The 12,656-nt window shown below is 65.8% G+C and carries 7 protein-coding genes; 2 read left to right on the top strand and 5 right to left on the bottom strand.

Translation table 11 applies throughout. From position 1 onward, the window contains the following. Positions 1 to 219: 219 nt before the first annotated feature. On the top strand, positions 220 to 1,341 hold the full coding sequence (gene serC / locus AC0VYD_RS03160) for a phosphoserine transaminase (RefSeq protein WP_475478509.1): 1,122 nt from the start codon (positions 220 to 222) through the stop codon (positions 1,339 to 1,341). A 125-nt stretch (positions 1,342 to 1,466) separates the two neighbouring features. Then, positions 1,467 to 2,474: a glycerophosphodiester phosphodiesterase family protein gene (locus tag AC0VYD_RS03155; RefSeq protein WP_475478508.1), complete on the top strand. Its 1,008-nt coding sequence runs from the start codon at positions 1,467 to 1,469 to the stop codon at positions 2,472 to 2,474. A gap of 148 nt (positions 2,475 to 2,622) precedes the next feature. Here the strand turns inward: AC0VYD_RS03155 and AC0VYD_RS03150 are convergent, their stop codons facing one another. The 5 genes from AC0VYD_RS03150 to AC0VYD_RS03130 form a co-directional block, all read right to left on the bottom strand. Further along, entirely contained in the window at positions 2,623 to 2,892 is a 270-nt protein-coding gene (locus AC0VYD_RS03150) for a hypothetical protein (RefSeq protein WP_475478507.1), read from the bottom strand. Between the two features lie 178 nt (positions 2,893 to 3,070). After that, positions 3,071 to 7,075 carry a type IV secretory system conjugative DNA transfer family protein gene (locus AC0VYD_RS03145; protein WP_475478506.1) on the bottom strand — a complete coding sequence of 1,335 codons (4,005 nt, stop codon included), beginning with the start codon at positions 7,073 to 7,075 and terminating at the stop codon, positions 3,071 to 3,073. Positions 7,076 to 7,232: 157 nt separating this feature from the next. Further along, positions 7,233 to 9,503 (bottom strand): hypothetical protein, encoded by a 2,271-nt coding sequence (locus AC0VYD_RS03140; RefSeq protein ID WP_475478505.1) that lies wholly within the window; start codon positions 9,501 to 9,503, stop codon positions 7,233 to 7,235. Between the two features lie 123 nt (positions 9,504 to 9,626). Continuing rightward, entirely contained in the window at positions 9,627 to 11,411 is a 1,785-nt protein-coding gene (locus AC0VYD_RS03135) for an AAA family ATPase (RefSeq protein ID WP_475478504.1), read from the bottom strand. Positions 11,412 to 11,677: 266 nt separating this feature from the next. Further along, positions 11,678 to 12,595: an AAA family ATPase gene (locus tag AC0VYD_RS03130; RefSeq protein ID WP_475478503.1), complete on the bottom strand. Its 918-nt coding sequence runs from the start codon at positions 12,593 to 12,595 to the stop codon at positions 11,678 to 11,680. Positions 12,596 to 12,656 lie beyond the last annotated feature (61 nt).

Raw genomic sequence — 12,656 nt, 5'->3', positions numbered from 1 at the left:
CCTCCCTCCACACTCGTACCGTGCTCGCCACCCCCCTGACAGCTGCCCCATTAGACAGCAGAAGGGACCCGGGATTCATCCCTTGTGCCGGGATTAACGCTGACCCATATCGGCCAGAACGGCGAGTGTGAGAACGCGTTGGGGCCGTCACGTGATTTCACGGCGGCAATTGCCGCCCTGACCGGCGGCATCGCAGGGCCCACCACTACGCTGGTCGACGTGACCGAGATTCAGATTCCCGCGAACCTGCTGCCCGCCGACGGCCGTTTCGGAAGCGGCCCCTCCAAAGTCCGTGCCGCCCAGCTCGACGCCCTCGCCGCCTCCGGCCCCCACTACATGGGGACCTCCCACCGGCAGAAGCCGGTCAAGTCCCTGGTCGGCCGGGTCCGCGCCGGCGTGAGCGAGCTCTTCTCGCTGCCCGAGGGCTACGAGGTGGTCCTCGGCAACGGCGGTACCACCGCCTTCTGGGACATCGCCGCCCACGGCCTGCTGCGCACCAAGTCCCAGCACCTGGCCTTCGGCGAGTTCTCCAGCAAGTTCGCGAAGGTCGCCAAGGGGGCCCCCTGGCTGGAGGACCCGACGGTCATCACCACCGACCCGGGCACCCACGGCAAGGCCGTCGCCGAGGCCGGGGTGGACGTGTACGCCCTCACCCACAACGAGACCTCCACCGGTGTGGCCGCCCCGATCGAACGGGTCGCCGGAGCCGACGAGGACGCGCTCGTGCTCGTGGACGCCACCAGCGGCGCGGGCGGCCTGCCGGTCGACATCTCCGAGACCGACGTCTACTACTTCGCCCCGCAGAAGAGCTTCGCCGCCGACGGCGGCCTGTGGATCGCGATCATGTCGCCCAGGGCGCTGGCCCGGGTCGAGGAGATCGCCGCGGGCGGCCGCTACGTCCCCGAGTTCTTCTCGCTGCCCACCGCGGTCGCCAACTCCGCCAAGGACCAGACCTACAACACCCCGGCCGTGGCCACGCTGCTGCTGCTCGCCGAACAGCTGGAGTGGATGAACAGCCAGGGCGGCCTGAAGTGGACCGTGGCCCGCACCCACGAGTCCTCCTCCATCCTCTACAACTGGGCGGACCGCTCCCCGGTCGCGACGCCGTTCGTCACCGACCCGGCCCAGCGCTCCCAGGTGGTCGGCACCATCGACTTCTCCGACGAGGTCGACGCCGCCCAGATCGCCAAGGTCCTGCGCGCCAACGGCATCGTGGACACCGAGCCCTACCGCAAGCTGGGCCGCAACCAGCTCCGGGTCGCCATGTTCCCCGCGGTGGAGCCCAGTGACGTCAACGCGCTCACCGAGTGCATCGACCACGTCCTGACCAAACTCTCCTGAGACGGAGCTCCCGCAGGACCGTCCCGAACCGGTCCGCCGACGTTGGAGAATAGAGGCCGACCCGCCGCACGTGGGTCGGCCTCCTTTTCGCACTCACGCTCATCGCTTGTCAGGACGGTTCCACTGTGCGCAGGAACAAGAAGACCGAACTCCCCATCAAGATCATTTCGCACCGGGGCGCCTCCGGGCACCGGCCCGAGCACACCCTGGCCTCCTACGAACTGGGGGCCCGGCACGGCGGCGACTTCATCGAGATGGACCTGGTCGCCACCAGGGACGGCCACCTGATCTGCCGCCACGAGCAGGAGATCGGCGGGACCACGGACGTGGCCGACCGCCCCGAGTTCGCCGACCGGCGCACCACCCGGACCGTCGACGGCCGCGAGGCGGAGGGGTTCTTCGCGCAGGACTTCACCCTCGAGGAGATCAGGAGCCTGCGCGCCCGGGAACGCATGGCCCAGGTCCGCCCGGACAACGCCGTGATGGACGGGACCTACCAGATCCCGACCCTCCAGGAGGTCATCGATCTGGCCCTGGCCCTCACCGAGGAACTGGGCCGCCCGATCGGGATCTACCCCGAGACCAAGCACCCGGCCTACCACGTGGAACAGGGCCTGGAGCTGGAGCCGAAGCTGATCGCCGCACTGCGCGAGGCGGAGCTGGTCGGCGAGGAGCCGAGGGTCCCGGTCTTCCTCCAGTCCTTCGAGGCGGAGAGCCTGCGCAAGCTCGCCGGGACCGGTCTGCCCCTGGTGTACCTGATGGGCACCGAGGACCACTGGCTGCACTACACGACCCCGGACGGCCTGGCCGAGGTGGCGGCGTTCGCACACGCCATCGGCCCGCACAAGAGCCTGGTCATCCCCACCGGGGAGGACGGCTCCCTGGGCGAACCCACCGACCTGGTCGAGAACGCCCACGAGGCCGGCCTGCTCGTGCACCCCTACACGTTCCGCAGCGAGAACCACTTCCTCCCCGCCGAGCTGCGCTCGGACGGCGACCCCCACGACTACGGGGGCTTCGCCGCCGAGTACGAGGCCTTCTTCGAGGCCGGGGTGGACGGCGTGTTCTCCGACTTCTCCCGGCACGCCTTCCTGTGCCGGGAGCACTTCCTGGACCCGCAGCCGGTCGGGTAGCGGCGCGGCCCCGGGCCCGCGCCGGGGTCCGGGGCACCCCGGTGCGGCTCAGTCGCCGCGCCCATGCCCTTGCCCGCCGATCCGTTGTCCGCGGCAGCGGAACCCGCGCAGGACGCACCAGTTCTCCAACTGGGCCACGGTGGTGGTCCTACGGGTTCTGGTCGAAAATGAAGAGCAGCAACACCAGGTGAGGGACGACGACCGCGGCGATGGCCACGAGGTGGCCTCCCCAGTCGATTCCCAGCGGCTCGTTGATCATCGCGACCAGGCGGTCGTAGCCGGGACGGGCCGCCTCCAGAAGCGGATCCGTCAACCCGGACAGGAAAAACAGCCAGAACAGACCCCACAGCATTGCCACGGCGATACACGCACCGAGGAGACGGCGCACGCTGAGTGTTCTGGCTCGATTTCGGGACATGGTTTCCTCCTCGTATGCGCCCCTGTTCGCGCTCTATCCTACGTTTTCCACCAACGGATGATTTTCTCCCCGGCTGATGAATTCGACGGTGCGACCATTTCCCCTTCCACGGACACGACCTGAAAGGAAGGGCGTGCAGCAGAACGGTTGCACACCCTTCCTCCGCCCCTTCCCGTGGTTACTCTTCTTCCCGCATCACATCGGCCATCGCCCGGTCGAACTCACCGCGCGCCAGGCCCGACCAGTTGTCCTTCTCGGCAAGGAACTCGTAGAACGCTCCGTGGACACGGAAGCCGTGCAGGTCGGCCAGCTGCTCGGGGTCCTCGGCGAACACCCGCTCCCCGCCGCTGTCGTTGGCCTGCTGGAGCCGCCGCATCGCCTCGGACTCGTCCTGGCGGGAGATGTAGACCGTCGAACCGTCGGCGCTGCGCAATGAGCCGTCGCCACCCGTCGAGAAATGGGCTCTGTCCTGTTCCAGTGCGGGCCGCACCGTCTTGTACGCCTCGATGATCTGCCCGTCCAACGGGCCGTCCAGAGCGCCCGCGTGAGGCCGCTCCGGGTCGGAGGAGAAGTGGACCAGCATGTCGCGGCTGATCTGCCTGTCGGCGTAGCGCCTCGTCCGGAACTCGTCCATCCGGGTCTGCTGGATGTCAACGAGTTGTTGCAGGGCTTCGTCGTACTCCCAGTCCAGGTCGTCCATGTCGACGGTGCCCTGAAGGTCTTCGGGGTCGACATCGTCGGAACCGCCCATACCCCGCTCTTCGGCGTACTCCTCACCACGGGCGGCGTCCACCAACTCCATGACCTCGTTGGCGTAGGTGTCGGGGTCCAACCGTGCGACGTCGACCGCGGAGAGGTCGTGCGCCGTCCTGTACTTCTCACGACACCCCACGGCCAGTTCGGCCTGCTGCATGCGCTTGGCCAGCATCGCCTCGAAGTCGGGCTGGTTCCTGCGCACATCGAAGTCCAGTGCGCTGGACAGCGTGGGGATGGTCTGGAGCGTGTAGTCGTGGCCGGGGTGCACGATCGTGTCCTTGAACAGCCGCCAGCTCATCGGCAGGATCATCTCGTTGCGGTTCCACACCGGCGAGTCTCCCGCCCGGAACACGATCGAGTTGCGTTCGGAGATGAACGCCAGGTCGTTGTAGCTGATGACCGGTTCTTCCTTGGTCGACATGGTGTAGGAGACCTTGCCCTCCACGCTCATGCCCTTGACCAGCTGGCCCTTGTCCTGGGTCACGGTCTTGGAGTCCATGTAGGTGGTGTGGCGCTTCCCCGACATCTTCTCCAGCGTTTCGAGCATCGAGTCGTCGGTGCTCTTGAGGAAGACGATGTTGGAGGTGTTGCCCTGCACGATCTTGTCCACGCTCTCGCCGTAGACCTCACGCAGCTGCTGCAGGGTCTGGAGGATGAGGGTGAACTGCTGGTCCTGGCCCAGACCGATGGAGAGCATCGTCTCGAACCCGGAGATGCCGTGGCCCTCGGACTGGAGGTTGCCGAGTTCGTCGAGCATGAACCGGGTCTTGTACAGCGGCTTCTGGTTCTCCTTGGTCATGTACGACTTGTCGAAGTTCAGGTCGACGAGCTGCTTGATCAGGATCAGGATGAGCTTGGCGTACTTCATCAGGTGCGGCGGCGTCACCAGGAAGACCGCCTTGGGCTGCTCCGAATAGCGCACCATCGTCTGTGTGATGGCGTAGGCCTGCCCCATCTCCTTTTCCGGCATGTCCCCGGTGATATTGGTCAGCCGCATCTGCGGGTAGGTGGTGTTACCCGGCTCGAACGAGCCGCTGCCGGTCTTCTTCAGCTCCAGCAGGATTCCGTTACGCACGATCTTCCTGCCGGTCACCGGGTCGGTGATGAAGAACCGGCCGTTGAGCGAGGTCTGGTAGTCCTTGGTGAACCTGAAGTAGAAGGTGCGGATCAGCATTCCGGTCTGCGGGTTCAGCAGCTGGAGCCGGACGTAGGCGACGTCGCCGGTGAACTTGCCCTTGAAGTAGAAGCGGGCCCATCCCTCGCGGGAGACGATGTCCTCGTGCTCGAAGTCCTCCCCCAGGGCCTCGGTGAACGCGGCGTCGGAGTAGGCGTCCCACCTGGCCTGGGCGCCGATCAGGTGGTCGCGCCTGAGGTAGTTCATGGCGAACCGCACCCCCATGCGCCGCGGGAAGCTCAGGCCGCCCAGATCGGTGTTCTGACTGGGCGTACCCGAGGTGAGCGTGGAGATCGTGGGGTCGGTGAAGAAACTCATCGCGGTGATCGCGATGCCGTACACGGACGCGAGCATCTTCTCCGCCGCGCCCATGGCCCGCAGTGCGTTGTCGGCGTTGCCGACCAGGGTGCGCATCGAGTTGGCCGGGAGCGCGTTGGTGGCGTTGAAGAACAGGGTGAGCATGTCCAGCTCGTCCTTGCCCTCCCACAGGAACGCCTTGCCCTCGGCCTCCGTCATCGCGGCGACGGCTTCGTCCTCACGGAACGTGCCGTCGTCCGGGTTTCCGAAATCACCGTTCTGGGCCTTCTCCTCGACCAGGGCGACCGGGTTCTTCACCTTCTTGGCGGAGAGCTGTACGAACAGCTGGTAGCAGTTGTACAGCGTGACCTTGCCCCACTTCTCGTCGAGCTTGGTCGCCAGAACCCTGGGGTCCATGTCCACCCGGGCGGCGTAGTCGCGCAGTTCGCGCTCTTCCTCCAGGTAGTAGTCGATGAGGCCGTAGGCGGCGCGTTTGAAGGCGTTGTTGGCGGCGTTGGGCCACACCGGGTCCTCGCCGCCGTCGAGCGGGAAGAACACGTCGGCGATGTTCTCGATGTACATCGCGCACTTGGTGGAGTCGCCTTCACGGGCGGCTTCCGCGGCCATACCGAGCGGGTTGTAGATGTCGGTCTTCATCGCGTTGATGAGGTTGAACTGCACCACCTGGAAGCCACGCATGGTGGCCCGCACGTAGTGCTTGACCAGCAGCTCGCCCTTGGGGTCGTTGATGACCATGTTGTTGGGGCGCTTCTCGCGCAACCACATGTCGATCATCGGCTCGATGTAGGTCTGCCCCTTGCCGGCACGGGTGATGGCCAGCACCATGGTGTTGACCGGAGCGGTGTCGACGATGTAGGCACCGGCGGGTCGCTGCACCTCGTATTCGGGGAAGGTCCAGTCGTCGTTGATCATCTCCGCGACGGTCCTGTACTTCCCGAGCTTGTCGCGGTCCTTGCCGTCGGGGTTGTAGGGGACCCTGGTGGTGTCGAACCGTTTGCGGAGCCGCTTGTCCTTCGGTAGACCCGAGGCCTCGAACAGGTCCTCGCCGAACTTCTCGTCGATGAACGGCAGTTTCCTGGTGATCGCCTGCTCGTCGTCATCGCGCAGGATCTCGCCCCTGAGGTATTCGACGTCGCCGTCGGAGTCGAGGACGTCCTCCTTCGCGCGCTGGGCGACCGGGATCTGTTTGAGGCCCTTGTTCGTCATCATGACGTGGCTGATCATCGAGTTGGGCTGCACGCCCGAGTGCGCGCCGGCGTCGGGGAACCAGTCGAACTTGCGCACGATCTCCTGGGGCAGGGCGATGTGCTGGTCGCCGTGGTTCTGGTTGATGTCCCTGGTGTCGTGCAGCAGGTTCTGTGCGTCGAGGTTGCGCATGAGCAGCGGGTAGGCCACACCGAACGTGAGCAGGCCCGCGCCGAGGCTGACGGCCAGCTTGAGCCAGGTCAGGTGGAAGAGCCAGCCCGGGAGCGCATCGGGTCGGCCTTCACGTTCGGCGTCGAGCTCCGCCTGCTGGGCGGCCACGTCGTCGAGTACCCACTGGGGCGGGTTCTCCAGGGCTTCGTCCTCGGTGCCGTAGCACGGCTGGTCAGCCATGACCTGCCCGGTCTCGTCCAGGACGCGGTAGCAGTACTCTGCGGTCGACACCCTCTCGCGTTCGATGAACTCGGGGACCGCGGGCTCGCTGAACGAGGCGGACACGGTGCTCACCGTGTACTGGCCCGTCGACCACACGGTCCACATCAGCACGGCGAGGAGGATGCCTGCCGTGACAGCGAGGACGGTGCGCGAGGTCCGGGTCCGTCGACGTTCGATTCTGGAACGGTCGAGCTGCTGGGATTCGTAGACGTCGCGGTTGGCGATCGTCTCCTCGGTTCTGCGCGAGGAGAGCTTGTCCCAGGCGCCCGCCTTGGGGCTTGAACTCCTCTTGGCCATGGTGCGCCTTTCGTTGGTGCATGCGCTTGAATGCGCTCATTCCAGCGGGTCGTCAGTTAACGCGGAAACGTGGCCGGCAACACGAGCAGGGCACCACCTTCGCTTGAGATGGTGCCCCGCGTGCGGTCACTGGTCAGCGTCATGGTTCTCGGGAGCCCTAGCCAAACCACACCGGGAGAACCATTGCGCTGGTGCCGAACGTGTTGTATCCGACCCACCAGCCGAGAATGACGCCCACACCGACGGCCACCAGGGAGACCACGGCCATGAGCACGAAGAGGATCTTGTTGGCGCGCCTCTGGACCTGGTTGGCGCGTTTCAGCTCCTCGATGCTGGCATGGTTGGCACGGTTCAGTGCCATCAACTGGTTCGCGTACTCCTGCTGCATGGTGTCGGTCATGCTGCGTGTCTTGTCGACCAGGGCGGTGTACATCTGGTTATTGGTTTCGGCCTTGTGCTGCCACTCTCTTTCGCGTTCACCGATCCGCGCCTGGGCGTGTTCGCGGGTCCGTTCCAACTCGGCTGTCAGCCCGTCCAGTTCGGCTTTCAGCCTGCGCGTCTGGGACTCGTGGTCGGCCTTGAGCTCTGCCGCCCGTTGAGCGTGCGCGGCCTGCATCTTCTCGATGCTGGTGTCCAGTTGCAGTTGTTCGGCCAGCGCCTCGGCGCGGGCGATGTCCTGTTTGCGGTTGTCGTCGATGTAGCGTGCGAGTTTGGCGTTCCACTGGCTGAGCAGGTCCATCTCGGCTTCGCGGTGGGCGGTTTCACGCTCTGCCAGCAGCTGGAAGGCGCGTGTGGTGCCCAGCTGCATCCGTGTGTGCGCGTCCTTGCGGCGCATCTCCAGAACCAGTTGGCGCCGGTGGGTGTGGCGCTCTTCGTTGCGGCGCTCGATCTCGAGGGCCACGTCGGCGATCCTGCGCTCGAACTCCGGGCGAGCCCGGTCCCAGAACACCAGTCTGGCCTGGGCCGCGGCGACCTCGGCCCGGTTGTCGGCGTCCTCTTCATAGCGCCGGGTGATCTCGGTGCGCCGAGCACTGATGTCCTCGGGCGCCTTGGCCTTGAGCTCGCTGTACTCCTTGTCGGCGGCGGCCGCGAGCCTCTGGTAGACCGAGCCCTCGCGCTGTTCGTCCACGGCGCGCATGACCGACTCGGCATGCAGGCTCATCGTCTCGACGAAGAGGTTGCGCAGTTCCTCGCGGTGGTCGCGGTGGAGTTTCGCAAGCTCGGCGTTGGCCTGCTTGGTCAGCAGGAAGACCTGTTCGCCCAGCCAGTCGGTCGGTTTGCCCGAGGGCTGGTCGTCCAGCTCCAGTTGGACAGCCGGGGCCCGGGTGTTGAACGTGGCCTCGAACTCGTCGAGGGCGATTTCGAGGTCCAGGTCCCCGGACAGGAAGCGCCGCGCGATGGTCGCACGTACCTCCTCCTCGGTGAACTCCCGATCCCGGTTGTGTTCTACGTACTGTTCCCAGGTGGCGGTGTCCTCGCCCCCGTCTTCGTGCTCTACTTCGTCGTACTCTTCGTACTCTTCGTACTCTTCGTCGTACTCGCCCGGTCCGTCATCACCGAGGTCTTCGGAGGCCGACGGCTCCAGGCCCTCGTCGGCTTCCCCGCTGAACATCAGCGCTTCCTCGACACCAGCGGAGTCGTCGTCCTCCGGTCCGTCGTGGTCGACGCCCTCAACGGCCTCGGGGGGCAGAGCGCCTGCATGGGGGGTGCTGTGGTCATCGGTGGAGGCCACGCCGCCACTACCGCCTGCGCTGGGTCCCGCGGCGCCGGTGTGCGCGAACGGACCTGTCGCAGCGGCGTTCGCGGAGTCCACGGGTTCAGCAAAGCCGTCGATGGCCTGGGTCCAGGCCCACACGTGCGGGAGGTGCTCGGCCAGGCTCTGGCTGCCGTTGGAGACGGCCACCGCATCGGCGAAACTGGCCGCCTTGTCGTTGACGGGGTTGACCAGCAGCTCCTGGCCGTCCTGGCTCGGAGTCAGCACCATCCAGTGGTACACGGCATTGGTGAGCAGCGAGTACTCGTCCATACGGTCCAGCGTCCGGGGCGTGGGGATGATGCCCAGAACCTCTTCGTCGAGGAGGACACGGGTGGTGATGGCCTGGATGAGGTCGTGGTTGATGAGCTCGATGAGCGAGCCCTTGGCCTCGTCCTTCTGCTGCTTCTTGCTCAGCCCGCCGATGTTCTCCACCGGAAGGGCCAGAGCCACCCAGGAATTACCGCCGGGCAGAACGAAGGGTTCGTTCTGCTTGAGCAGGTCGACAGCGGCGTTGACGGTGCTCTCGCGCACCACGCTGGCCAGCATCTCCTCGGGTTTTCTCCGCTTACGGCGCTTCTTGCCGTCACCGCTCGGCGAGGCGGCCGCCTCCGAGCTGTCGGAGGACGTGCCGTTGTCCGCCCCCTGCTTCCGCATGCCGTCCATGAATCCCATCGGCACATCCTCTCGCGTTCGTACCACGCATTGTCGAATTGGTTTCGCCGACCATCCGGTGAACCGCTGCTCTCTTCGACGGCGTTTTCGCCCGGGGAGTTCTCCTGGATCCGGGCCGTTTCCCTAACGGGCCGCCGTCACCTCCACATAGGAGTCGCTCTTGCGCAGCGCCTTGTCCTCACTGCGCATCGTGCCGCGCACGTCCACCCGCAGGACCCGCTCATTGGGGTGCGCGTTGATGAAGGCGGCGATGGAAATGGTGACCTCGTCGGTCATCTTCGCGATCGCCGCACGCGCGCCACCCGCGTTGGAATCGGTGTCGGCGTGGTCGTCGATCAGGTACTGGAGCACCCGTTCGGCGATCTCGACCCGGACCCCGTGCTTGACCATGACCTCGCGGCGCATCTGTCGGAGCTTGTTCTTGACGATCTTGCGCTGGGTCTCACGCGAAAGCGGCTGGAAGGGAACGATCGCGTCGATACGGCCCAGCAGTTCGGGCGGGAACTTGTTGTCTCCCTGGGTGGTGGAGATGGAGCGGCGGATCTCCTTCATCTTCTCCACCAGCTCCTTTCCCGAGCCGGTGTCGTCCTCGTTGTACTGGGCGATGGTCTCGTAGATCTCCGAGCCCGCGTTGGTGGTGAGCACGATGTAGGTGTTCAGGAACGACACCTGTCGGCCGTTGTCATCCGAAAGCCTGCCGTCGTCGAGCACCTGGAGCAGCACGCGGGTGATCGCGGAGGCGGCCTTCTCGATCTCGTCGAAGAGCAGCACCGCGTGCCCCATGTCCCACACCCGTTTGGTCAGTTCCGAACGGAACAGGTCCAGGGAGTCCTCGCGCGCGAACTCGGACATGTCGAAACGGATGAGGTGGCTCTGATCGTCGCCGAAAAGCAGTTTCGCCAGTTGCTTGGTGAGCTCGGTCTTTCCCGTACCGGTGGAACCGGTGAGCAGGAAGGAGGACATCGGCTTGGTCTTGTCATTGAGGTCCGCGACGCACAGCTGGAGTCTTTTGGCGACCACACTGGTGGCGAAGTCCTGGGAGAAGACCGCGCTGTCGAGCTCTTGTTTGATTTTCACCGCGTCGACGCTGAAGGCCACGTTGACGTTGGTCGACTCCATGAGGACGTCGGCCAACAGGGCACGGTCCATCGGACGCCCGGTGTGGCGGTGCCACCCCACCATCGAATCGAGCACCAGGATGGACTTGCGCGGCTGGGTCGAGGCCGGGATGTACCGGTTGGTGTACTCGTAGATCAGCTCGAAGAGGTGGTCGTCGTAGAACTGGTTTCCCACCCCGTAACGCTGGGCCATCCCCTTGAGGATCTCGACCGTGGTGCTCTGGTTCGGCGGGTTCACGTTGATGCGCTGGAGGCGCTCCATGAGCGGCTGGTTCGGTGCCACGTACTTGTGGAACTCGTCGAACGTCGTGGCCGCGATGACCCGGATACCGCGCGCACCGGAGGCGGCCAGCACCGGCTTGAGCGCCTCGACGGAGGCCGCGCTGAGCTGCACCACCTGGTGGAACTCGTCGATGAACAGCACCAGCTCGACCCGGACCTCGGTACTGAACCGCTCCGCCTCGTCGAACAGGCCCTTGAGCAGCGCCGCCATCTCGTCGGGCGTGCTCAGCCCGGCGATCATCCGCGCCAGGTCGATTTCCAGGTAGAGCCGCTTGGCGTCCGCCGACATGGCCGCCTGGACCAGGGCGGTCTTGCCCGCCCCGGGGGGAGCCAGCAAAAGGGCGTTGCACAATTCCGGCCGGGACATGGCAGCCATGAGCTGGGAGATCTCGCGTTCGCGACCGACGATCTCCCGCTCCGGGGGATTGAGGGGGTCGCTGTACTTGGCGAGCTTCGGATAGAGCTCGTTGAGCCCGTCATCGAAGGAGCCGTCGGAGCGGGTGAACAACCAACACCACCTTTTGTGGACGAGAAGGTTACGACTTCGTCTCGATCCCACTCAATTTATGCACATAAATCAGCATGATCCTAGCATGCAGTTGCACAACTGGGACAAACCGGAAGCCTTGTTATGCGGTGACCAAAAATGCTGTCGCAGGTCGCCTCCCCAACGGTTCGGGGCGACCCGCAGCCAGCCGCAAAAGGTGAAAGAAGAAAGCGGTAAATCGCGGAATGCGGCTGGGAGGGGCCGCCCTCCGTCGGCCCCTCCCAGCCCTAGTCCAGGTCGAGGAAGCCTTCGGGGCCGGCGCCGCGTTCCGGGACGTCGGGCCTAGCCTCCGGGCGCGGATCCGCCAGCGCCGCCTCCACTCCGGGGACGATCCGCTCCCGCAGCAACCCCTCGGGGCTTTCGGGCACGTAGTCCACCCCGGGTCGCCTGGTGCTCTCCTCGGTGCGGCGCTGGACCTCCACCTCCGCCAGCACCTGGTCGAACACGCTCTTCGGGATCTGCTCCGCCGCGCTCCGGGCCGAGGCGGGGTCGTACTGCGAAGGCCCTGCCCGGCCCCGGTGGACCTCGTCGAACTCCTCGTCGGCGAACAGGTCCTCGATCTGCTCCGAGTGCGTGGGCACCACGGGCTGGGTATCGGCCGCCGCCTGCACCGAGTTCTCCGCCGAGAAGTCGGGGAAGTACTCGGCGAGGGTGTACCCGCTGTTCTCCTCGTCGAACTCGGTGCTGTTCGGGTCGCGTACACCGGCGAACACCACCGGTGGCTGGTCGACGCCGCCCGGCTCGACCACGAGGAAGTCGACCACGGCGGGGAGTTCCCACACGATGCCGATCATGGCCTCGGGCACCCGGAAACGGGGGCCGAAATAACCCTTGCGGACCAACTCGAGCATCTGCTCGGTGTCGAACTCGTAGAAGGCGTCGAAGTTCGGTTCGGAGCCGGAGCGGAACGGCAGCTCGGTGATACCGAAGGGCAGGGCGACGTCGGGGACAATCCGAACGATCTGCCCGCGCAGGTGCAGGTAGGGGCGGTGGTTCAGGTCGGGTCCGTGGTGGAGGATCGCCACCACCTCCATGCGCACGGAGATGTCGCAGGGCACGGCGCGCAGGGTCTGGGTCCTGGCCTCGTCGTTACGGGCCAGGCGGTGCAGCCACAGGTCAGTGAGCTTCAGTGGCGCGGTCTTCACGCGAAACTCCTTTCCTCGGGGCGAGGATTCAGGGGGTCCGAAGGTTTGGGGGTCCAGGAGC

It is taken from the genome of Nocardiopsis sp. iso_40, from assembly GCF_056173285.1.
Note: the sequence above shows the minus strand (reverse complement) of the source record. Positions and strands in the feature narration are given on the sequence as shown.

Excerpts from the sequence above, each read along its gene's own strand:
- AC0VYD_RS03150 (WP_475478507.1), bottom strand. The coding sequence starts at position 2,892 with ATGTCCCGAAATCGAGCCAGAACACTCAGCGTGCGCCGTCTCCTCGGT.
- AC0VYD_RS03145 (WP_475478506.1), bottom strand. The coding sequence starts at position 7,075 with ATGGCCAAGAGGAGTTCAAGCCCCAAGGCGGGCGCCTGGGACAAGCTC.
- AC0VYD_RS03140 (WP_475478505.1), bottom strand. The coding sequence starts at position 9,503 with ATGGGATTCATGGACGGCATGCGGAAGCAGGGGGCGGACAACGGCACG.